15 protein-coding genes and 3 pseudogenes are annotated in these 22,953 nt (G+C 63.8%); 10 read left to right on the top strand and 8 right to left on the bottom strand.

Annotated elements, in window-relative coordinates; translation table 11 throughout:
- Positions 1-52: 52 nt before the first annotated feature.
- Together CA833_RS24205 and CA833_RS24200 are read right to left on the bottom strand one after the other, a co-directional pair.
- Positions 53-2,515: a TonB-dependent receptor gene (locus CA833_RS24205; RefSeq protein WP_207080496.1), complete on the bottom strand. Its 2,463-nt coding sequence runs from the start codon at positions 2,513-2,515 to the stop codon at positions 53-55.
- Positions 2,516-3,017: 502 nt separating this feature from the next.
- A complete protein-coding gene (locus CA833_RS24200) occupies positions 3,018-3,881 on the bottom strand; it encodes a DMT family transporter (RefSeq protein ID WP_207080495.1) in 864 nt (287 codons plus the stop codon).
- A 110-nt stretch (positions 3,882-3,991) separates the two neighbouring features.
- Between CA833_RS24200 and CA833_RS24195 the strand changes: the two genes are divergently transcribed.
- Positions 3,992-5,113 (top strand): PLP-dependent aminotransferase family protein, encoded by a 1,122-nt coding sequence (locus CA833_RS24195; protein WP_242526476.1) that lies wholly within the window; start codon positions 3,992-3,994, stop codon positions 5,111-5,113.
- Positions 5,114-5,328: 215 nt separating this feature from the next.
- On the opposite strand, the gene CA833_RS24190 is transcribed toward CA833_RS24195, so the two are convergent.
- Entirely contained in the window at positions 5,329-6,471 is a 1,143-nt protein-coding gene (locus tag CA833_RS24190; protein WP_207080494.1) for an AraC family transcriptional regulator, read from the bottom strand.
- 298 nt (positions 6,472-6,769) lie between these two features.
- Between CA833_RS24190 and CA833_RS24185 the strand changes: the two genes are divergently transcribed.
- The 4 genes from CA833_RS24185 to CA833_RS24170 are packed head-to-tail and all read left to right on the top strand — an operon-like array spanning position 6,770 to position 9,625.
- Positions 6,770-7,300: a nuclear transport factor 2 family protein gene (locus CA833_RS24185; RefSeq protein ID WP_207080493.1), complete on the top strand. Its 531-nt coding sequence runs from the start codon at positions 6,770-6,772 to the stop codon at positions 7,298-7,300.
- Positions 7,297-8,187, top strand: a complete 891-nt coding sequence (locus CA833_RS24180; protein WP_207080492.1) for an SDR family NAD(P)-dependent oxidoreductase — start codon at positions 7,297-7,299, stop codon at positions 8,185-8,187. Before CA833_RS24185 ends, CA833_RS24180 begins: the two co-directional genes overlap by 4 nt.
- Complete coding sequence (locus CA833_RS24175; RefSeq protein WP_142638939.1) at positions 8,184-8,738, top strand: nuclear transport factor 2 family protein; 555 nt, start codon at positions 8,184-8,186, stop codon at positions 8,736-8,738. The genes CA833_RS24180 and CA833_RS24175 overlap by 4 nt, the downstream gene beginning before the upstream one ends.
- Before the next feature lie 5 nt (positions 8,739-8,743).
- The gene (locus CA833_RS24170; protein ID WP_207080491.1) at positions 8,744-9,625 is read left to right on the top strand and encodes an SDR family NAD(P)-dependent oxidoreductase; all 882 of its coding nucleotides are present in this window, start codon (positions 8,744-8,746) and stop codon (positions 9,623-9,625) included.
- A 6-nt stretch (positions 9,626-9,631) separates the two neighbouring features.
- Here the strand turns inward: CA833_RS24170 and CA833_RS24165 are convergent, their stop codons facing one another.
- A complete protein-coding gene (locus CA833_RS24165; RefSeq protein WP_207080490.1) occupies positions 9,632-10,675 on the bottom strand; it encodes a Gfo/Idh/MocA family protein in 1,044 nt (347 codons plus the stop codon).
- A 153-nt stretch (positions 10,676-10,828) separates the two neighbouring features.
- On the opposite strand from CA833_RS24165, the gene CA833_RS24160 reads away from it, so the two are divergent.
- Positions 10,829-11,629: a sugar phosphate isomerase/epimerase gene (locus CA833_RS24160; protein WP_207080489.1), complete on the top strand. Its 801-nt coding sequence runs from the start codon at positions 10,829-10,831 to the stop codon at positions 11,627-11,629.
- A gap of 57 nt (positions 11,630-11,686) precedes the next feature.
- Entirely contained in the window at positions 11,687-12,634 is a 948-nt protein-coding gene (locus CA833_RS24155) for an IS481 family transposase (protein WP_207080488.1), read from the top strand.
- A gap of 264 nt (positions 12,635-12,898) precedes the next feature.
- Here the strand turns inward: CA833_RS24155 and CA833_RS24150 are convergent.
- Positions 12,899-13,237: pseudogene (locus CA833_RS24150) on the bottom strand (integrase core domain-containing protein); the annotation flags it as partial.
- A 153-nt stretch (positions 13,238-13,390) separates the two neighbouring features.
- Between CA833_RS24150 and CA833_RS24145 the strand changes: the two are divergent.
- Positions 13,391-14,684 (top strand): annotated as a pseudogene (locus CA833_RS24145) (IS110 family transposase).
- A gap of 214 nt (positions 14,685-14,898) precedes the next feature.
- Here CA833_RS24145 and CA833_RS24140 read toward each other — a convergent pair.
- Positions 14,899-15,728 (bottom strand): annotated as a pseudogene (locus tag CA833_RS24140) (IS3 family transposase); the annotation flags it as partial.
- Positions 15,729-15,806: 78 nt separating this feature from the next.
- Between CA833_RS24140 and CA833_RS24135 the strand changes: the two are divergent.
- Positions 15,807-17,744, top strand: a complete 1,938-nt coding sequence (locus CA833_RS24135; RefSeq protein ID WP_207080487.1) for a hypothetical protein — start codon at positions 15,807-15,809, stop codon at positions 17,742-17,744.
- Positions 17,707-19,215, top strand: a complete 1,509-nt coding sequence (locus CA833_RS24130) for a HAMP domain-containing sensor histidine kinase (RefSeq protein ID WP_207080486.1) — start codon at positions 17,707-17,709, stop codon at positions 19,213-19,215. The genes CA833_RS24135 and CA833_RS24130 overlap by 38 nt, the downstream gene beginning before the upstream one ends.
- A 1-nt stretch (position 19,216) precedes the next feature.
- Here the strand turns inward: CA833_RS24130 and CA833_RS24125 are convergent, their stop codons facing one another.
- Together CA833_RS24125 and CA833_RS24120 are read right to left on the bottom strand one after the other, a co-directional pair.
- Positions 19,217-20,110 carry an aspartyl protease family protein gene (locus CA833_RS24125; RefSeq protein ID WP_207080485.1) on the bottom strand — a complete coding sequence of 298 codons (894 nt, stop codon included), beginning with the start codon at positions 20,108-20,110 and terminating at the stop codon, positions 19,217-19,219.
- A complete protein-coding gene (locus CA833_RS24120) occupies positions 20,107-22,938 on the bottom strand; it encodes a pitrilysin family protein (RefSeq protein WP_207080484.1) in 2,832 nt (943 codons plus the stop codon). The genes CA833_RS24125 and CA833_RS24120 overlap by 4 nt, the downstream gene beginning before the upstream one ends.
- Positions 22,939-22,953 lie beyond the last annotated feature (15 nt).

Genomic DNA, 22,953 nt, shown 5'->3' with positions numbered 1-22,953 from the left:
GCCCGGAGTTCGAAAGTTCCAGTTCGAAAGCTCCGGGCCTGTTGTTGTCGTATCAGAACTGGAAGTTTACCGATGCCGAGAAAGTGCGCGGAGCACCGATGTAGGCGTAGGTCGTTGCGGTATTGGTGATGCCTGCATCGTCGAAAGCGCCGTAATAGAACTTGTCGAACAGGTTGGTCACGTTGAGCTGAACGAACGTCTTGTCGTTCAGGCCGAGGAAGCCCAGATTCAGGCGCGCGTCGAGATTGACGACGGTATAGGCCGGCACCTTGGCATCCCAGAGCTTGTTGCCCGAGCTGTCTTCGACAGCAACGTTCAGGCTGTTGTAGTAACGCGAGCCAGTTTTCTTGACTTCCACGCCCAGTGATGCGGGGCCGGCATTGCCTTCCAGGCGGCCACCGACGGTGTAGTGCGGGACGCCGCCTTCCATTTTGCCGGACGTTGCAGCGTAAGTGGACGTGCCGGTCTGTACGTCGTCGCGGATCTTCGACCAGAGATACGAGCCGAAGAGATAGGCGGAGATGTGTTTCTCGGGCCGGAATGCCAGGCTGCCGTCGATGCCGTAACGGTCGACCGTGCCGAGGTTGGTGTAGGTAGAGGTCTGGGTATCGGGGTTGTAGGCCGAGGAAAGGCGGTTCGAGAAGATCGTGTACCAGCCCGCGACCGAGGCCTGGAACATTCCCGAATGGTAACGCAGGCCGACGTCGAAGTTGTCGGTGGCTTCGGGCTTCGGATCGGCGGAACCGTCCGAATAGTAGAATGCGTTCGTGTAGAGATTGTCGGTGCCCGGGACCTGAAGGCCCTTCGAGTAGTTGGCGTTCAGCGACAGTGCCGGGGTGAAGTCGTAGGTGAAGCCCACGTTCGGCAGGACCCGGCTATAGTCGAACACCTTGTTCTGCGGCGCTGCGTAAGTCGTGTTCAGGCCGGCTTCGTAAGCGGCCAGACTGTCGGCGTCGGCAAGGCAGTTCACCGAACCGGTGCTGGTATAGGTCACGCAGTTCTGTGTCAGGTTGCGGCGGAAGAACGGCACACGCAGGCCTGCGACAAGATGGAGGGCGTTGCTGGCAAAGTCGCCCGAATATTCACCCGAAACCTGGTGCAGGATCGCATAGGAAAGGCGATCGCGCTTTTGCAGGACGTTGCCGTTGACGTCCGTCAGGGCGTCGCTGGTGTTGAAGTAGTTCGACGCGAAGCCGTCGGAATCGAGGTAGCCCAGTTCGCCTGTCTGGCGATGGCGGCCGCGATCATAGGTGTAGGCTACGCGGACGCGCTGGTTGTCGGACAGGTCGTAGCGGAGCGAGGCGATCACGCCGATGCGGTAGGTTTCGGTCTGGCTCGGGGCCGAGAGGCGGACCGAGTCCAGGGTGTCACCGTCACCGTTGAGGTCGACGCCACCGAAGTAGGGGGTGCCGTTGATGTATCCGCTGGCAATGGTGCTGCTGTAGCTGCCTTCCTTGGCCACCACGGTGCCGCCACCGTTGGCCGAGGTGTACTGGAAGTAGGGATCAACCGTAAGCGTCAGCTTGTCGCTGAGCGTGAAGCGCGAATTGATGCGGATGTTCGCGGTCTTCGACGGGTTGTAGCGATATTCCCAGGCCGAACCGCAAGAGCTGGCGGCATCCGCCACACCTTCCGTGCCGGAAGGGATGGTGCAGCGCGCGACGGTATAGGCGTCACGCTCATCGGCATTGGTGGGAATGCCGCTGGTATTGGTCAGCGCCCAGTCCGATGCCATGGTGTTGTGGTTGACGTTGTAATGGCCCGAGATCGCGATGAAGTCGCCGTTGTTGCCAATCGGCTGGTAGACCTTGGCGTTGAACTGGGTCTTGTCGATCTTGCCGATACCGCCGTAAAGGGCGTTGTAGGTGTCCTTGGAGGCCGAGACCCATGCGCGGGTCCCGGACGAATTCAGATCGCCGGTGTTGATCATGCCAAAGATGCGCATCTTGCCGTAGTCGCCAACCGTGCCGACCATGCGAGCGCCGAATTCGTGACTCGGATCGATCGAACGGTAGTTCACGGTCGATCCCGATGCCGATGCAGTTGGCGAATCGACGTCGGTGGTGCCAAGATTGACGTTGACCTGCTCGATCAATTCCGGATCAAGCTGCTGATTGGTATAGAGCGCGTAGTTTCCGGTGTCGTTGAGGGGAATCCCGTCAAAGGTCTGGGAAATGCGCGTATCATCGAAACCGCGGATCATCAGGCTGCCGCCCGAGGAGCCATAGCCGTCATAGCTCTGGAAGCTGACGCCAGGGATCAGGTTGATGATTTCGTCGATCGACTGGCCCGGCGTCTCGCGGCCGATCACGTCCTTGGTCAGGACCTGCTTGGCCTTCGGGGTGGCCGGGATGACGATGCCGGCAATGTCGTTCTGGGCCTTGCCGGTGACGACGATGTCCGAATTCTCGAAATCGAGCGAACCGGTGGATTGGGCGCGCGCCGGGACGGAACCGAGCGCGCAGGCGATCGCGAGGCTCGCCGCCGAAGCGACGAGAAGGGAGCGTTTCTGCATTGGATCTACGACCTCATAGGTGCTCCCCCGCAAGGGGGAGCGTCATGGCTTCAGCATGCGTCTCCAAGCTCCTGGAAGCACAATCGTCCGCCAACGGTCGTCTTCAGCAGCCAGGGCGTCGCTGCTGCCGAAGCCATAATCGCCCCTGTATGACAGTGTCGAGACAGTGGTGCAGTAGTTGGGTGGCGTTTGTTGTGAAATTCTTGAAGTGAGGATTATTGGCAACGGTAAATTTCAACATTCATTTTTATTTCATTACTGTTGCTCTTTGGAATTGCGTTAACTTTGTGAAGAAACATTGATGAAACTTGGTGGTTATTTTTCCGAAACAAGGAATATTGTTCAGGAAGGCCGTTTGAAAATGGCCGGCAGGGGCTTTCTCGAGGCGGTGCCGGCCCTCGCCCATACACCTGTCACTCGCAGGACATTATCGATCGGTGGCGGGGAACGGGAAAGGACCGGTGCTGTTAAATTCGCATGTCGCGAATTTTCAAACGGTCTCTCAAGCGAAGCGCTTTGCGCCAGCGACACTGCCGATTACGACCATCGTTGCTGCCAGCATGAGCGATGAGACGTGTTCGTTCAGAAGCACGGATGCGAGGCCGAGGCCGAGGAATGGCTGGAGCAGTTGCAGTTGTCCGACCCGTGCGATTCCGCCCAGGCTTAGTCCGCGGTACCAGAAGATGAAGCCCACCAGCATCGAGAAGACCGAGACATAGGCCAGCCCGAGCCAACTGGATGTGCCGATTGCGGCGAGCCCGGTCTGGGGCCAGAACTGGATGGCGCCGAGAGCCGCGAGTGGTATGCACAGCGCCAGGGCCCAGCTGATGACCTGCCACCCGCCAAGTTCGCGGGTCAGCACCGCGCCTTCGGCATAGCCCAGGCCGCATACGGCGATGGCAAGGATCATCAGGCCGTCGCCAGCGGCCGAGGAATGTCCATCGTTGGTAAGGGCAAAGCCACCCACCGCGAGCGCACCGATCAGGGCGAAGATCCAGAACGCCGGAGAAGGGCGCTCACCGGCACGGATTACTCCGAAGATCGCGGTACTGAGGGGGAGCAGGCCCATGAACACCAGTGAACGGGCCGACGACATGTGCTGGAGGGCAAGCGCAGACAGCAAGGGAAAGCCGATTACGCAGCAGCCCGCGACAACCGAGAGTTTTTGCCACTGCCGTCCTGTCGGAAGCGGCTGGCGCAGTGCCAGCAGCAGCAGGGTGGCCAGCAGGCCGGCAATCAGTGCACGTGCGCAGGTCAGCAGCAGAGGTGATATTCCCAGCACGGCAAGGCGCGTCGCCGGCATCGAGCCGCTGAAGACGATGACGGCCATGAGGCCGCTTCCCCAGCCTCTAAAGGAATTCTGCATGTGTGATCTCTCCAGGTCCGAGGGGCCGTGATCTAGCGAAAGCCGCTGGTCTTGCCAGCTACAGAGCGATACAGAATGATTAATCTGTACTGGTATAGAGGGCGATACAATTGGCTGAGGTAACCCAGACTGGACGAGTCATCGAGGGCATCCGCAGTCGTATTGCGACGCGGTCGCTCTGTGCGGGGGACCGGCTGCCTTCGGTTCGGCGCAGCGCGGCCGATCTCGGCGTTTCACCGGCTACGGTGGTGGAGGCCTATGACCGCCTGGTTGCCGAAGGCCTGATCGCGGCGGTCCCCCGCTCGGGCTTTTTTGTCAGCCATCTGGCGGGGGCACCGCAGGGACCGGCAGCCCATGCGCCTTTGCGAGAGCATGAGATTGATCCTTTCTGGGTGTCGCGTCAGTCGCTCGATTCCTCCCAGTCGAGCGACAAGCCGGGCTGCGGCTGGTTGCCGCCTGACTGGATGCCGCAGCGCGCCTTGCAGAAGGCGCTGCGCGAGGTCAGTCGGGATGGCGATCTGTTGACGCTTTACGGGACCACGGCAGGTGACCCCGTGCTGAGACGCCAGATCGCCTTGCGATTTGCCGCCGAGGGGCTGGAGTGCGATCCGGATCGGATCCTGCTGACCCAGTCGGGATCGCAGGCGATCGACCTGATCTGCCGTCTGCTCTTGGCTCCCGGTGATACGGTGCTGCTCGACGATCCGTGCTACTTCAATTATCAGGCACTGATCGCCGCCCACAAGGTGCGGGCCGTCAGTGTGCCGTTTCTGCGTTCCGGGCCCGATCCCGCCGCGTTCGAGGCGATTGTCGCGGCGCAGCGACCGCGCCTCTACATCACCAATTCGAACCTTCATAATCCGACGGGAGGCAGCCTCAGCCTGACGACCGCCCACCGGCTTCCGGGCATCGCGGCGGCGCATGGCATGGTGATCGTCGAGGACGATATCTTTGCGGATTTTGCGCCGGGCGTGCCTACCATGGCGGCGCTTGATGGTCTTTCGGGTGTGATCCGCATCGGCAGCTTTTCGAAGACGCTGTCGGCCGCCTTGCGCTGCGGCTACATCGCGGCGCGGCCGGAGTGGATCGATGCCTTGACCGACCTGCAACTGGCGACAGGTTTCGGCGGCCCGCCGCCGATCGCCACGAGCGCGATTAGCAGGGTTCTCGCCGGCGGGGGGTTTCGACGCCACATGGAAGAACTTCGCCGCCGTCTTGCCAGGGCGCGGTAGGCCATGGCGCCTCGCCTCACGGCGATGGGGATCGTGCCGCAGGGAGAGCCAGTGGGGGGCTTCACTTTGTGGTGCCGCTTGCCCGATGGGGTGGACAGTGCCGTGCTTGCCAGGCGCTGTCTGGCCCGAGACGTCGTTCTGGCGCCCGGCAATGTCTTCAGCCCGAGCCAGAGCGCGACCTCGTTTCTGAGGATCAACGTAGCGCAGACGAGCGATCATGCGCTCTTGCAGTTGGCACTGTCGATGCGGGGCGAAACCCCTTGACCTGTTGCGACGTTCCCATGGTTCGACGGCCTGCCTGAAGCTGCGGTTCGTAGATCGGTGGGGCTCATGGCAAAGACCTGTCTGGAAAAGTGACTCAGCGCAGATTGCTCGGCGAAACCCAGCTTTTGGGAGATCTCGCAGATCGGGAGATCTGTCTGCTCCAGATAGAAGAGCAGGCGGTCGGCCCTGACCTCATCCTTGATCCGCTGGAATGTCAGACCTTCCTCGCGAAGGCGGCGGTTCAGCGTGCGCGGGTGCATGCCGAGGAGACTTGCCACAAGTTCGGTATTGCAGCCGTTCATCCAAAGCCGTGGCATGATGATCGCGCGGACTTGCATGCTGGCTGGGTGAGGCGATCCGCCGTGGTTTTTGTGTAGGTGTGCCACGGCCCGTGTCAGTTCGTGCCGATCGGCTTCGTGCACCGGGCAGGCCATGTCGTCGGCACGAAAGACGATGCCGTCCTCGTTCCGGACAAAGCGCACATCGCATCCGAAGTTGCGCCGGTAGGTTCCGGGGGAAGCAATCGCGTTGTGACGCAGGTGAATCGCGCGCGCCCGAACGCGTCCGGAGGTCAGCGCCTGGGCGCCCAGATGACCCAACAGGAGAAGTTGCTCGATGCTCTGGCTGCGTCGGGAATGGCCGGAAATCAGGAGGTCATGGCCGACAAAGACATGGTCTCGCGAGGCGCTTTGCCCGCGCCAGATCCGGCTGGCGCGCGAATGCGCGCCGCTATGGCGAACGGCCTGATCGATTGCTGCACCAAAAGTTGGCGAATGGCGCATCGCCCTGCCAACGACGGCGTGGGCACCCTGTCCGCCCTGCCGCCGCGCAAGACGCATGCCAAAATCGGGGAGGCCGAGGCGCGCGGCAGCGGTTTCCATGGCGAGGATCCACTGGGCACAGGTGACTGCGTTTTCCTCCTCGCAGCCAAATGGTTCGATCCCGGCCGTTTCAAGGATTTCGGCGGACTTGCCGCCAAGGCTGGCGACCAATTCGGGGAAATGGCGCAGGAGCCGGGCCCGTATGAAGTCGTCGCCTTGCAGGCATGCACTGCGGTGATTGGCGCCCCTGTGCGTGTTGCGATAGTCTTGCATCTCCACCTCGCGCGGCCCGCCGATCCGGTCTGCTTCTTGCTCTCATCATGGAGCCGACCGAGACGACGAACCGGGAGCTTGCCCCCTTCTTGTCGTTATGTCTGCACGGAGCGCGTCGCCTGTGCGTTTTCCGGCCAGGGTGCGGGTCGTGGCTGGCGGGCAGGGCGGATTGTCCGGATTCAACAAGCGGGGCCATGACCACATGCTCCATGAATGGGCGGGAATCGGGCGGCCTCCATGGATCTGCGCTCGACGACGTTCTGGCCACTCCGGCAAGGAGGGCTTCGGGAGAGGACAGATGGAAGCCTTGGTCCAACGGATGATTGACCGCGAGATGATCCGCGATTGCATCGCCCGTCTCGCCCGCGGAGAGGATCGGCGCAGTGCCGACCTTATCCGGACCTGCTGGTGGCCGGAAGCGCGTTTCGACTACGGCGTGCACAGCGGCAATTTCGAGGCTTATCTGGCCTGGGTGGTGCCGGGCGCCGATGCGATCAAGGATACCCAGCATCTGATCGGGCAGTCGGTCATCGAACTCGCCGGCGAGGTGGCGCAGGCCGAGACCCACGTATTCTCTTATCACCGCATCGATATGGGAAAGGGAGACCGCGATACCTGCATCGGCGGACGCTATCTCGATCGCTTCGAAAAGCGCAGCGGGGAATGGCGCATTGCCGATCGGGTGATGCTCTACGATTGGGAGCAGGATTGGGGCGCAGCGGCGGACTGGTCGCAGGGAGTTATGGGTTATCCCTTCGGTGCAGGGCATTTCACCGGCCGGGCCAATGGCGATTACAGCGAGCGCTGGTTCGCGGGAGACGTCGGATGAGCGCGCCGCTGGCAGGCAAGGTTGCGCTGGTCACCGGCGCGAGCCGGGGCATCGGCAAGGGGATCGCACTGGTGCTGGCCGAGCAGGGGGCGAGGGTCTACGTCACCGGGCGCACGGTCAACGAGGGGGATTATTATCTTCCCGGCACCGTTGGTGGGACCGCTGCCGAATGCGACGTGCGCGGGGCGGCGAGCGGTGGACGCGGTATTGCGGTCGCCTGCGATCATGGCGATGACCTAGCTGTCGCGGCTCTGTTCGAGCGGATCGCTGCCGAGGCAGGGCAACTCGACATTCTTGTCAACAACGCCTTCTCGCTGTCCGACGACCTGCTCGAACCTAAGGGTTTCTGGGAAAAGCCGCTGGCCAATCTGGAAATGTGGGATGTCGGCGTCAGGTCCAACTATGTTGCCGCCTGGCATGCGGCGCGGCTGATGGTGCCGCAAAAATCCGGGTTGATCGTGGCGATCTCGGGCTTTGCCGCCGTCACGTACACGTATGGGGTAATTTTCGGGACGTCGAAGACGGCGGTAGGCCGGATGGCGCGGGACATGGCGGTGGAGCTCGAGCCGCATGGCGTCGCCTCGCTCACGCTCTGGCAAGGACTTACGCTGACCGAGAAAGCCAGGGACAATCTGGCAAGGATGGGTGAGCGGATGACGACGTCGATCACCCAGATGCAGGGAAGCAGCGTCGAGCATCCCGGCCGTGTGGTGGCTGCGTTGGCCGCCGATCCCGAGGTAATGAAGCGTTCCGGCGGGGAGTTCATCACGGCGGAACTGGCGCAGGATTATGGGCTGACCGATATTGACGGACAAGTGATAGCCTCCGCGCGGGCCTTGCGCGGATCGCCGCTCTGGCAGCCGATCGCGCAAGGAGTGGAGGCATGACGGCGGATCGTGACGCTCGGATCGATGCCTTGCTCGACAAGCAGGATATCCTAGAATGCCTCGCCCGCTTTTCGCGCGGGATGGATCGGTTCGACCGGGCCATCTACCTTTCTGCCTTCTGGGGCGATGCGGAAATGGCGGCGGGGCCTTTTGTGGGCAGTGCCGCCGACTGTTGGGACTGGGCTGCGCCGATGCACGAAGCGGGACAGCTCCTCACCCACCACGCCTTGCTCCAGAGCAGCATCGATCTGGATGGTGACACTGCCCATAGCGAGACGTACTACCAGTTTGTCGGCCGCAACCGCGACGAGAGCCTGTGGATCGCCGGCGGGCGGTATGTCGACCGGTTCGAACGGCGCGGCGGCGAATGGAAGATCGCGCTGCGCACCAATGTGATCGAATGGGGCTGCCTGCCGCCGCCAATGCCGGTACCTTTTGCCGATGTGCCCGATCTTGCGCTCAACGGCGTGTCGTGCCGGAGCAAGGATGACCCCTCGTATCAGCGGCCACTTACAAATCGGCGTGCCCCTGCCAATCCGGCGAAGGGGTGAGCGGCATGGCGCGCATTTCGGATGGATTGGCGGGCCGGGTCGCGGTCGTTACCGGAGCCAGTCGCGGGATCGGCAAGGGCATCGCCTGTGCGCTCGCGGACCATGGGGCGACGGTCTATATCACCGGCCGCACGGTTGCCGAGGGGCAGAGCGTCTTGCCGGGGACCCTGGCACAGACCGTCGAGGAAGTCGAAGCGCGTGGCGGCAAGGGCGTTGCGGTGCCGCTCGACCTGATGGACGATGCGCGGATAGACGCGCTGTTCCAGCAGGTGCGCCGGGACGAGGGGCGGCTCGACATCCTCGTCAACAACGCGATGGCCATTCCCGAGACGATGACCGGGCGTGAGGGGTTCTGGGAAAAGCCGCTGGACGAATGGCAGATATGGGATACCGGTATGCGCGCGGCCTATGTCGCGGCCTGGCATGCCGCAAGGATCATGGTGCCACAAGGATCGGGTCTGATCGCGGCCCTGTCGGGTCATGTTGGCGTGACTTATACCTATGATGTCGTGTTCGGCACCACCAAGGCGGCGACCGACCGGATGATGCGCGACATGGGCCACGACCTGCGCGGAACCGGCGTGACGGCGCTGTCGTTGTGGCAGGGTTTCACGTTCACCGAGCGGGCGACCGAGAACCTCAAGTCCGTGCCGGGTATGGCAGCGCAACTTGGCAGCACCGCAGGGTCCTCGCCGGAGTTTCCGGGGCGGGTGATCGCGGCGCTGGCGATGGATCCGGCGGTCGCTGCGCGCTCTGGCGGAACTTTCATCAATGCCGAACTCGCGGCGGAATATGGCGTGACCGATCGGGACGGAAAGGTCGTCGCATCCCTGCGTAACACGCGCGGCGCTCCGCTCTGGGCGCCGGGCGAAACGACGCGGGCCTGATCGGCGTTACGCCAGTATTTGAAGCGCCCCGCGTTCGGCGGCGGAGGCGCGCATGGCATCCATCACTATCATGCAGGCGAGGCCGTCATGGAACGTGGGCGGCGTGATCGCGCCGGGCCGCGCTTTGGCATCTATCGCCGCTTTCAACGCCTTGGCGAGCCGGGTGAAAGGCTCCAGTTCGAAGGGCGTCCGGGCGTCTGCCGCCAAGGGCAGGGCAAGCTCTGGCGGTACGTCCAGTTGCCGGGTTCCCGAACGGTTCGCCACGAAAACCTTGCCCGCCTCGATCCAGACGGTCCCTTTCGATCCCGCGCATCGGCACAGACCAGCGCCTTGCCCCCATGCCCCGGCGCTCTGCTGCATCGTGCCTTCGACCCCGCCTTTGGTGAGGAAGCGCATGGAATAGGTGTCTTCGGCCACATCGGTCCGGTCCGATATGGTGAGCAGATTGGCGCTCAGCGACTCGAAATCGCCCAGCCAGGCGCGGATCTGGTCGATCAGGTGCGAGCCGCTTGCGCCGAGCCAGCCGCCGCCTGCCTGCCTGTCGAACCACCAACGCGGCAAGCGGGCGGCCGGGTCGGCGCAGAAGGGGCTGAACTGATCCATCGCGAGGAAACGCGGCTCGCCGATCAGGCCCTCACGGATAGCCTGCCCGAACAGGGCGCGTTCCGGAAGCCAGCGAAACTCATGCGAGACCATGTGTACGATCCGCGCATCCTCGGCGGCCTTGAGCAGCGCGGCGCCTTCCACGGCATCGAAAGCAAAGGGCTTTTCGCACAGCACATGGCATCCCCGCGCGATGGCGCGGTGCGCGAGCGTGGCATGGGTATCGGGCGTCGTCGCGATGGTGACGAGCCGGGCTCCCGTGGCGGAGATTGCTTCGTCGAGGTCGGTGAAGCAGGCCGGAACCGCATTTTCCGAAGCCTTGCGTTGTAGGCGCTCCGTATCGCGGCCCACAAGCGCCAAGACATTGAAGCCGGCGGCACGCAGCGCGGGTATGTGAACACGGACGCCGAAACCGGTTCCCACGACAATCGCTGCGATCTTGCCCATGCCAGTGTCTTCCTTGAACCTATGCGGACTGTCGAGCTGGCTGGGTATTATCCGCCCAAGCGATTTTCGGTGATGCCGGAGTAGCTCACGACGAAACAGGATAGCATGCCCGTTCTTTTGCCGACCGCGAGAGTGAGAATGAGGCCGATCAGCTTGGAATTCGCGAGCACCTTCGGTTTGCCGCCGGTCGAGGCCGTGCGGCTGGCCTCTCGGCTGGGCTTCCGGCACATCAGTACGCCACTTCAGCCTGCGCGTGCCAGCCTTGCGGGTTATCAGCGTTTCTCGCTGCGCGATGACATCGTGCTACGCCGGGATCTGCGTGCGGCGATGGCGGAAACGGGCGTAACGATTGCGTCCGGCGAAGGGGTTGCGATTGTGCCGGAACACGATGTGCGCGATCTCTATGCGGGCGATCTGGCGATCATGGAGGGGCTCGGCATTCCCCGCATCAATGTTGTCAGCCTTGATCCCGATTTGCTCCGTAGCTTCGATCAACTGGCGACGCTGTGCGAACTGGCGAGCGGTTTTGGCATCGAGACGCTGATCGAATTCGTGCCGATCTTTCCGATCTGCAATCTGGAAACGGCACAACGCGCGATCGCCCATGTGGGCCGCCAGGATTGCCGGGTGATATTTGACACAATGCATTTCTGCCGGACGGGCGGGCGTCCTGCGGATCTCGCAGCCCTTGATCCCGATGTGATCGGCTATATCCAGCTTTGCGACGTTCCTGCCCAGCGGGTTCTGGCCGACTACATGGAGGAGGCCATCTGCGAACGCCTGGCGTGCGGCGAGGGAGACGTGCCATTGGTCGAATTGCTTGCCTTGCTGCCGCAAGACCGGATCGTCGGCCTGGAAGTGCCGCAGCGCTCGCAGGAATTGGCCGGAGTTCCATTGGAGGAACGACTTGCGCATTGCCTCGCGGCAGCGCGGAACTTTGTCCACGCCGCCTAGGTGTTTAGTCCCAACATGTGATGGTGTAAAACTATCCCCATCACAGCGGAGGGATTTATGGGCCAGGTTCTCCATGGCAGCGCCAAGACCACGCACGCCATTCGAGCAGAGCTACAGCGATCGCAAGCTTCGGTCGCGCACCTCGCCAAGAAGTACGGGATCAACGAGAAAACGGTCCTGAAGTGGCGCAAGCGGCAATCGGTGGAAGACTTGCCGATGGGACCGAGGGAGCGGCGCAGCACTGTGCTCTCCCCAATGGAGGAAGCCGCGATCGTGGCGCTGCGGGTGCAGGCCCGGCTGCCACTCGACGATGTTTACATCGCGCTCAAGGACGTGATCCCGCATCTGAGCCGCTCGTCGTTGCATCGCTGCCTGCAACGGCATGGGATCAGCCAGTTGCCCAAAGCCGATCGCGAGAAGCCGCAGAAGTTCAAGAACTACGAGATCGGCTACTTCCACATCGATATCGCCGAACTGCGTTATGAGGATGGCAAGGCCTACCTCTATGTCGCCGTGGACCGCACATCCAAGCTGGTCTTCGCACGCATCTATCGCAGAGCGACGAAGCTGGTCGCAGCCGGCTTCCTGAAAGCATTGATCAGGACGGTGCCCTACAAGATTCACACCATCCTCACCGACAACGGCGTGCAGTTCGCCCAGTTCGAGCGTGGCACCGGCCTGTCCTTCCCGCACATCTTCGGCCGCGTCTGTCAGGAAAACGGTATCGAGCACCGGCTAACCAAGCCCTATCATCCCTGGACCAACGGGCAGGCCGAACGCATGGTGCGAACCATCAAGGAGGCGACCGTCAAAACCTTCCATTACGCCTCGATCAACGAACTGCGACGGCACGTCCGTGACTGGCTGACCGCCTACAACTTCGCCAAGCAGCTCAAGGCGCTCAAGTTCCGAACGCCTTACGAAGCTGTTGAGGAACTCTGGAAATCAAAGCCTCACATCTTTATCGTCAAACCTAACCATCACATGTTGGGACTAAACACCTAGGCGGCGTAGACAAATTCCTCGAGGTCACGACGGGAGGCAAAGCCTGTCGATTCAAGGAGGCGAGGCGCAGGACTATGTCGATAGTTCAAGCCGAACCGACGCTGAAGTGGCGGGTTTTGGTCCAGCCCCTTCGGGGTAGCCCCCATTTGCCCCCCGGCAGCGTTGCACGGCCTTGAAAGAGAACCACTCTTCCCGCGTCCGCGGCGCCTCGCCGGGGGGGGGCAAATGGGTGATCGGCCCCCACCGAGTGGTCCGGGTTATTTGTTAGTGTAAGATTGCCTCCGGCGCCATGGCCGGCCGCAGGTGGAGCGAAGCGGAACCGGAGGGCGGCCATGGCGGCGTCGCTGCTTCCGGGGCCGGCGGCCGGTAGCCCAGCGAGCTGTGCGGCCTGACAGTGTTGTAGTGCCGCCGCCAAGCCTCGATCAGGATCTTAGCCTCGGCCAGGGTGTAGAAGATCTCACCGTTGAGTAGCTCGTCACGCATCGAGCCGTTGAAGGACTCGCAGTAGCCATTTTCCCACGGGCTGCCGGGGGTGATGTAGAGCGTCTTCACACCGATCCTGCCCAGCCATTCTTGCACGGCATTGGCGATAAATTCGGGGCCATAGCACATTGGGAAGCAAGCTCTGGAATGGCCGGATTGCCTTGATGATGACAAGGGCGCGTAGCGCCCGCAGGCTTCATCAAGGCGGTCATGAACGCCCAGCAGGGCTCTAAAGTGAGGTTGTCGAGACGACACTTTGGAGGCTGACCGATCATGACCAAACTCTCTTCTACACCCGCCGGCGCCGTACTGGTAGCAATCGATATGGCCAAGAATCGGCAAGAGGTGCTCATCGAGCGCCCCGAGGGCGGACGACGCAGGCGCATGACGGTGCTCGCGACCAAGACGGACTATGATGCTCTGGCAGACCAACTCGCCGCCATCGGAAGGCCCATCGTGGTCGGCTTCGAAGCGACAGGCAACTACCATCGGACCCTTGCGCATCGGCTGCTCACTGCAGGGTTCGAGCTACGGCTCATCTCGTCGGTGGCTTTGGCGCGGACGCGGGAGGCGTTGCATAATAGCTGGGACAAGAACGACCCTAAGGACGCGCAGGTCATCCTGCACATGCTGCAGATCGGCGCCACCCAGCGCTATGTCGACCCGCTCGCTGTCGGAATCAACGATCTGCAGGAGTTATCCAAGACGCACGAGGTCGTCTCCAAGATGAAGACGCAAACCTGGCATCGCATATTGACCCACTACCTCCCGCTCTATTTTCCCGAGATCGCCCACTTTGCGGGCAATAGCAGGTCAGATTGGTTCTTGGCGCTCCTCGAGCGATTTCCGACCCCAGCCATTATAACCTCGCTTGATCGTGAAGCCTTCTCTACCGAGGTATGGCCACTGATCGGGCGCAAGGTCTCCAAAGCGAGGCTGATCAACGATATTTATGAGACTGCGCGCGCTTCGGCAGCGTTGCCGGTGCCAGAGGACTCCGCGGCGATCACCATGTTCCGTATGGTCATTGCGCAGGGACGAAGTCTCATCCAGCAGCGCGACGAGATTGAGCGGCTTGCCCATCTCAAGCTCGCCGATCACGTTGACTACCAGTTGCTGCGCAAAATTCCCGGCATCGGTCCGATCAATGCACTGACGATCCTGGCAGAGGCAGGCGATCTACGTCGCTTCAGCCATCACCGCCAATTCCTGAAATTCTGTGGTCTGGATCTCGCGACCTGCCAATCAGGCACTTTCCGCGGCCGCACCAAGCTATCCAAGTACGGCAACGCACGATTGCGCCGGACCTTCTGGATGGCTGCCCAAATTGCCGCGCGGCAGCGCGACAACAGCTTCCGCGACAAGCTCGGACGATATACCGCCGGGCACGCGGACGATGCCGATCGCCGCCGCAAGGCGATGACGGCGCTCACCGCCAAGATGGCGCGCGTGGCTCACGCGGTCGTCAAGACGGGGACAGAGTACCGGCCGTTCATTGAACGGTCGGATGCCAGGTGGAAGGACCCCTCTCTGTAAGGGCCATGAGGGCGCGAAAGCGACCCTGTAGATAATGTTCGGGCCTTCCACCTGGGTGCGTATCTCGTTCTAAGGACGGTGAGGACCACGGCCGCCTCGGCGCCGCTGGATCCTGTGTTTGCTATGGCAGGGAGCGATCCCGTTGACGGTGGAAGCCATCTGGCTCAGAATGCAGGCCGCGCCGATCGTTGTCGACGCGAAGAGACCTGCTGGCCAAATCGCGCCATTGCTTCGCGACCCAGGACGTTGTCCGACCGTATATGCGCAGGCGGCCCACGCGTGACGAACAGATCGGCCAGCGCCGCCAGCACATCCTCGCTCCTGAGCCGTCGCGCGACCGGCAAGGCCAGGCACTCCCGACTGGCCTCGTCGATGATCGACAAGATGCGGAACTTGCGACCATCATGCGTGCGGCCCTCGACGAAGTCGTAGGACCACACGTGCCCCGGATACTCGGGCCGCAGCCGGATGCACGATCCGTCATGGAGCCAGAGCCTTCCGCGCTTCGGCTGCTTTTGCGGCACCTTGAGCCCCTCGCGGCGCCAGATGCGCTCGACCCGCTTACGGTTCACATGCCACCCCGCATCGCGCAGCAGGGCGGTCACCCGGCGATAGCCGTAACGGCCATATTGCCGGGCGAGAGCGATGATGTCCTCCGTCAGTGCGGCTTCGTCGTCCGCCCCGCGTGGCGCCTTGCGCTGCGTCGATCGATGCTGCCCGAGTACACGGCACACCCGCCGCTCGGAGACAGCCATGATCCCTCGGATGTGATCGACACAGCGGCGGCGTCTGGCGGGGCTCAATAGTTTCCCCGCGCCGCCTCCTGCAGGATCATTTTATCGAGCGTCAGATCCGACACCGCCTGCCGCAGCCGGGCGTTCTCTCGCTCGAGATCCTTCATCCGCCGTGCCTGATCCATCTTCAGCCCGCCGTACTCCTTGCGCCAGCGGTAATAGCTCTGTTCGGTGACGCCGATCCGCCGGCAGGCGTCGGCCACCGTCCCGCCCTGCGCCAACACGATCTCCGCCTCACGCAGCTTGCCGATGACCTCCTCCGGCTTGTGCTTCCGAGCCATTCCATTCCTCCTTCGTGGTCAAGACTACGATAGTCGATGGGCCACTCAGAAGGGGGCAGATCACTGGACAATGCCCGCTTGCTGGATCTGATGGTGACGCGTGGCAGCCTGCCGCCGCCCGCCAGCCGCGCGCTTTATGACATCAAGAGCGACCCTTCTGCCCGTCCCGAGGGCATGATCGCGCCGTTCTCCGTTGCCGACAAACTGACGCTCTACGAAAGCCTGGTGGCGCGGATGGAGCAGTCCGGCTCCGAAACGGCATTCCAGGCCGCGCTGGTGAAGGCCCTGTTCGAAGCCAGCCTTTCGGCCTCGCAGCAGCAGCGCTTCTTTGCCGTCCTTTCGCGCGATATCGCCTACGACCGCGGGCTGCCGACCAAGTCGGCGGCCTTCATGATCGAGAAGGTGCTGATCCCCGATGTGGCCCCCGGCAATCGCGACCTTCTTCTGCGCGCCGCGCGGACGGTGGTGGATCGTTATGATGATGGGCGCAATCTGCCGGGCTTCCTCGATGCGTTTCTGGCGGGGCGAAAGGACGAAGCCTATCCGCTGCTGCTGGCGCTTCAGGCCGATACCATGCGTCATTATCAGGGGCGCGACTATGCAGCCCCGCTCGTGCGGCAATATTTCGCGGCGCAGGAGCAGCAGGCGATCGATGCCTTCATGGCCGATCCCCACCCCTCGGCGGATGCCATTGCGGCATTCTACCGAAAGCAGATCGTTGGTCTGGACATGGGCGGGACGAAAGAACAACGCGCCCGGATCCCGGGCTATTACGAAAAACTCGTGTCGCTGGAGCCCGATAATGCGCTCTGGCTGGCGGGGCTGCTGAATTCGCTCTGGAACCAGAACGGGCAGGCCCGCTTCGTCGACCTGCTGAGCGGTTATGTCGGCCGGCACGGCGACGACAAGGAAGCGGCCAGCGTGCTGCAACTGGCGCAGGCCCTGACCGGCCAAGTAGACAAGGCGCGGGCGCTTGGCCGGTCGAGCGGGGCGGATATCGCCAATGCCGACTGGCTGGTGGAAATGGGCAATCGCGCCGATGCGGCACAAGGCGGCATCGATTTCCGGCGCCTCTTCGCCATGCTCTACGACGGCTATCGCACGCAGTTCGCCAGCGATCCGGCCGTGATCGAGGCGGAGCGGCGGCGGGCGGTCAGCCAGCAGCAGCAAGTCTCTCCAGCGGACGATTCCCCGACTTCGGGTATCGACAAGGCGCTTCAGGCAGGCCCATCGGCCGTGCGTGCAGCCTTGCGCGGAAGCTGGCGGGCCGCGGCACCGCACGGCGATGGCGAAGGCTCGCCCGGCATGGAGCGGGCTGCATTCGTTCAGGCGCTTCCCGATCCGGATGGTCAGGACGGACAGCAGGCCGCATTGCTCGGCGCGCTGGAAAGCCCTGCGATCACGCAGGAAATGGAGCGCTGGCTGGTAGCCCTCGATCCAGCCGACCGTCGCCGTCAGGAGCGGCTTTACACGCTGACAGCCGCCGGTCTCGAACGACAGGGCAAGGCCCCGGCGCGGATCGAGGCGGGGCTGTCTGCCCTTCAGGCGGGAGCGATCTCGCCGCACGAACTGCAATTGCTGGCCGTACTGCTGGACCGTGCGAAGGCCGCGCCGACGGCGGCGCAATTGCAGGCTTTGTCCTCGCGACTGGGCCGTCAGGACATGCTTACGGCCTTCGAACGCATTCGGTTCGCGCGCCTGTTCGGGCGGGGCGGGGACTATGCGCCTTCCGGCGCGCTGATGGAGGCGGCCTTGCTCCAGATCGTCTATGCCGGCGGCAACGATGGCCTCTATGGCGAGGAGCAATCCGCCTTGCTCACCGCGATGGTGGCAAATCTTCGCACTTGGACCGATACAACGGCCGCGCGGCGCGTCTATGATCGTCTGACCGCGCGGATCGGATCGGAGCTGGGAACGGCTGCGAAGACGCCGCCGTTCGACAGCTGGCCGCAGTTCGAGGCCGAAGCGGAGGCAGGACGTGACAGAGCAGGCGAAACCGGCAAGGCTGGCCGCTGAATTGACACCGCCCCCGGCAGGGCAGGCTGGCGGACAGGCGGACCGGCGGACCTCGCCGTGGTCCTGGCTGTTTCGCTCGATGATCGGGCAGATGGCGATCGCGATGCTCGTGCTGTTCGGCGCGGGGGTCTATGTGCTGGCCATCCGCCCGATGATGGACGTGCTGCCGCCGGCGGCTTTCGATCCGCTGGACATCAGCGCCCAGAAAGTGCGCGAGGTGGTCAACGCCTATATGCTGGAGCTTGACCGCGATCCGCAGGCCCCGGTTCCGCCCGCGTTCGGCAAAGTGATGGACGATGCGGCGCGGCGCAATCCGGCGTTCCGTTATTACATCCGGGTGGGCGACCGCGTGATCGGCAATGGCGATCGCCGTCCCCGCCATTTCGAGGAACTGGGGCTGGACCGGGTGGTCGCGCTTCAGGCCAGCAATGTGACGCCGGGGCTATGCTCGCAGCTGTTTCGTGACCTTTCCACCCGGAAGACCAAGGGTTCGCTGGAATTCATCGATTGCGGCCGCCCACGCTATTACGAGTTCGATGGGCTCTCGCGCGCTTTCCCGACCGACATCGATCGCCGCGAGCAGGCTTTCGGCAAGATGTTCTGGACGTTCGGCAGCAACTTCACGCTGGCCGTGCTGGCGACGTTCTTGCTGACGGCGGCGGTCGTGATCGGCAACATGATCCTGATCCGCCGCGTTGCGCGGGTCGCCTATTCGTTCGATCCCGAAGCGCTCGATCATCAGCTGCCGGAGAAGGGCCTGCCCCGTGAAGTCCTGCCGCTGGTGCGGGCGACCAATCACCTGATCGACCGTTCCGCCGACATGCAGCGCCGGCAGAAGTTCTTCCTCTCCGCTGCCGCCCATGAACTTCGCACGCCGCTCACGGTGCTGCGCATGCGGCTGGAGCAGATGGACGAGAGCCCGCTCAAGGACAAGCTGGTGGGCGATGTGCGCCGCATGGTCGGGCTGGTGAACCAGTTGCTGACGCTGATGAAGATCGGCGGCATCCATGACGTGAACGGGGTGGTCGATCTGGTCGCGGTGGTCCGCAAGGTGCTGGCCGATACGGCGACGCTGGCCAGTTCGCGCGATATCGACGTCTATTTCGAACCGCAGGTCGCGCGTTTCGTCTGCACCGGCGAGGCGCAGTTGCTGGAAACCGCGATTACCAACCTCGTCGAAAACGCCCTGTCGTTCACGCCCGATCGCGGGCGGATCTTTGTGGGGCTGAGCGTGGAAGGCGTGCTTGCGGTGCGCGATTTCGGCTCGGGCATCGATCCCGCGAATGCGACGACGCTGTTCGAGCCCTTCGTGCGCTATCGCTCCAATCGCAAGGGTTATAGCCTGGGGCTGGCCATCGTCAAGGCGGTGGCGACGCTTCACGGCGGCACCGTCGCGGCGCGTAATGCCGACGACGGTGCGGGGGCGATCTTCACCATGCTGATCCCCCCGCGCGGCGGGGAGATCGCTTGACTTACGAGCGCCCTGGAATGCGGATCTGCAGTTCGGCGCGGGGGAAGTCGACCGCATAGGCATCGAGCAGGCCAAGGATGTCCGAGCCGAGAATGACTATCGGTTCGCTTGCCGAGGTGTCACCGAAATTGAAGTAGACCGGTACGTTCGAGAGGCCGACCGGGCCCAGCTGCATCTTGCCGATGCGGCCCATGCGGATCGCGCTTTGTGCATTGGTCGCGCCGCGAATGGTGCCGGCAGCGACAAGGCGGCTGTCGTCCACGCTCCAGCCCAGCGCCTTGAGCGCGGCGGCATTGGCAATGGTGACGCCCGCGCCGGTATCGACCGTGGCCTTCATCGCCACGCCGTCCAGCATGAGCGGCACCACCAGCAGGCCGCCGTGCAGTTCGCCCTTGTGCGTGGCAAAGCCCGTCCCCGCCGGGGCAGAGGGGCCGAAGGAGAGGCGGGCGTTGGTGCGGTCGAACGTCAGCTTGCCTTCGCCGAAATGCTCCATGCCGACGATCCCGCGCGCCGATGTCGTGCCGGGGTTGGGGAACATCAGCACGCCGACCATCTTTTCGTCGAACAGCGAACTGGCGAAGTGATCGACCGGGTAGATCTGCGCCTTGGTGCTGCCGGTGGCGCCGTTGATCGACAGGTCGCTGTCCATGGGCTGCAGCTTGAGCGCGGCGGCGAGATCTGGCGACATCAGGCTGGACTGCGCGGCGGTATCCACCACCATCGGGAACGGCCCCTGCTCGTTGACGGATACGTCGATCTGCGGACGGCCACGGTCGTCATGGCCGAGCGGCTGGCTGACCGAAGGTATGGTCGGTGTGATTGCGGTGTCGGGGGCATGGGCGGGGACCGCAACGGTAGCGGTTCCGGCCAGCAGGGCGGCGAGCAGGGCGATCATTCTGCGGTATCCTTGGCGGCGGGGGCAGGAGTGGCTTCAAGCCGATAGGTGAGGCCGAGGCTTTTCAGCTGCGGGCCGACCTTGGCCGCATCGCCGACGACGACCCACACACCCTTGCTTGGATCGAGAGCGGCGCGGATCGCGGCATTGGCGCGGTCCGGCGTCAGCGCGCGGACGCGCTGGGCCATCAGGACTTCGTAATCGTCGGGGCGGGCCAGCAGGGCATTGCGCTGCATGGTGCCCAGCACCGTGCCGGAACTGGCGAAGGCGCCGGGGAGCGAGCGGATCTGGTCGGCGGCGGAGCGTTCCAGTTCGTCCGCTGTCAGCGGCTTGGAGGTGAGGAATTCCTCCATGTCGTGGCGGATCTGGACGATGGAATCGCCGGTGCGGTCGGCCTGTACCGGCGCGGTGACGATATAGGGCATGGCCTGCTGCGAAACGCGGAAGGTGCCGCGCACGCCGTAAGTCCAGTGCTTGTCTTCGCGCAGGTCCATGTTGATGCGCGAGAGGAAATCGCCGCCGAGCGCGTCATTGGCCATTTCCGCCGCGATCGTCTCGCCCTTGGGATCGAGCGGGGTGGGGAAGCCCGCCATGATGTAGGACTGGGGGGAATCCGGGCGGTCGATCAGCACCACTTCGGGCTTGAAAGGCGCAGTGCGTGCGGCCGGGAAGGCCTTGGTTCCGGCCGGGCCGACGGCTTTCCACCCGCCGAAGCTACGCTCCAGCAGGGCGCGGACTTCGGACAGCGGGCGTTCGCTGGCGACGAAGATCTGCGCCTTTTCGGGGCGGAACCATGCCTTGTGGAATGCGGTGAGATCGGCTGCGGTCAGCTTGGCGACCGTGGCGGCATCGCCCGACCCCTGGGCGCGGGCATAAGGGCTGTCGGCGCCGTAGAGCAGCGGCGTGATGGTGCGCGCGGCGACGGCGGCGGGGGCGGCCTGTTCCTGTGCGATGCGGGCAAGCTGTTCGCCGCGCGTGCGGGCCAGATCGGCGGCGGGGAAGGCCGGGGCCAGCGCCACATCGGCCAGCAGGTCGAGCGCGGCGGCGGCGTTGGCGCTGGGGGCCGAAAGCACCAGCGTGGTGCGATCGAGCGAGGCGCCGGTCTGGATCGAGGCGCCGAGGTTTTCCTGCTGCTCGGCAATTGCGCTGGCGCTGCGGTGGATGGTGCCCTGCGTCAGCATCGCCAGCATGAGCTGCTGGGTGCCGATGGCGCTCGCCGGATCGGCGGAAGCCCCGGCATCGAGGCTCAGGACGACGCGGGTGAACGGCGTCGCGGGCTGGTTGGCATAGACCACCTCGATCCCGTTCGAGAGGCGGGCGCGGGAGATGGCCGGAACCTTGGGCGCGCCGGGCTCGCCCAGCGCGGGCAAGGGGCCGCGTGTGCCCTTTACGGGCGCGGTTTCGGTGGCGGTCTCGGGAGCGGGGGCCCGTTCGCTGACGGCGGTTTCGTCATAGGCCGCGCGGGTGCCGGGGGTGACGGTGAGTGTATAGGCGGGCTGGGCCAGCCAGCGACGCGCGACTTCGGTGACACGCTCGGGCGTCTCGGCGGCAAGCTGTTCAAGCTGGCGGCGATAGAATCCCGGATCGCGCGAATAGAGTTCGCCCTCGGCCAGCATCTCGGCCTTGTCGGAGACGGATTCCAGGCTGCTGGTGGTGCTGACGATCAGGTCCGTGGCCGCGCGGCGCACTTCGTCCGGTGTCGGGCCGTGGGCGAGGAATTCGGCCATGATCGCATCAAGCCGGGCGGTTACCGCCGCCGGGTCCACGCTGGGGCGGACCATCACGCGGATGTCGAACATGCCCGCATGGGCATTGCTGGCATTGCCGGCGGTGACGCTGACCGCCAGCTTTTCCTGCCGCACCAGCGCTTCGGCAAGGCGCGAACTGGCAAGGTTGCCAAGGACGCCTGCGGCAATGTCCAGAGCCGGGGAATCGGGGCTGTCCATGCCGGGAACCGGCCAGCTGCGATCGATCATCACGGTCGCTACGCGGTCGGTCATGGTTTCGGTGACGGCTTTGGCCAGCGGAGTGACGGGCGCGATCGTGGCCTTTGCCTGGGGGCGACGTGCGATCGCGCCGAAGTACTTGTCGACCAGCGGGCGGGCGGCGGCGGCGTCGATGTCGCCGGACAGCACGAGCACGGCATTGTTGGGGCCATAATGATCGTGGAACCACGCCTTGACATCGGCGAGGCTGGCACCGTCCAGGTCCTTCATCGATCCGATGGGATCGTGCGCATAAGGATGCCCTTGAGGGTACAGAGCCGCCACCTGACGGTACGAGACGAGCCCATCAGGCTGGTTGTCGCGCTGGCGCTTCTCGTTCTGGACCACCCCGCGCTGCACATCGAGCACGTGCTGCGTGACGGCGCCGAGCAGCCAGCCCATGCGGTCGCTCTCAAGATAAAGCGTGCGCTCCAGCGCGTCGGTCGGCACCGTTTCGTAATAGTTGGTGCGGTCGAAATAGGTGGTGCCGTTGTAATCGGTGGCGCCCATCGCTTTGAGCGGGGCGAAGAAGTCTCCCGGCACGTTTTCGGTGCCGTTGAACATCAGGTGTTCGAAGAGGTGGGCGAAGCCGGTCTTGCCCGCCGGTTCGCTGGTCGATCCGACATCGTACCACACGCCGACCGCGACAACGGGCGTGCGCCGGTCGGTATGGACAACGACGCGCAGGCCATTGTCCAGCGTGAAGGTCTCGAACGGAATGTCGAGCGGGGCGATCAGGTCGTGGAGGGGGGCGATGGCCGCCGGCGCGGATGGCGTCGCCGCCACTGCGGGCACGCTCAGGATGGCCGTGGTGACGGCGGAGAGTAGAAACCTGGTCTTCATGGCCGATAGTCTTTC

Source organism: Novosphingobium sp. KA1, assembly GCF_017309955.1.
Lineage (GTDB): Bacteria > Pseudomonadota > Alphaproteobacteria > Sphingomonadales > Sphingomonadaceae > Novosphingobium.
The sequence above is the reverse complement of the archived record's forward strand: the minus strand, read 5'-3'. Positions and strand labels throughout refer to the sequence as shown.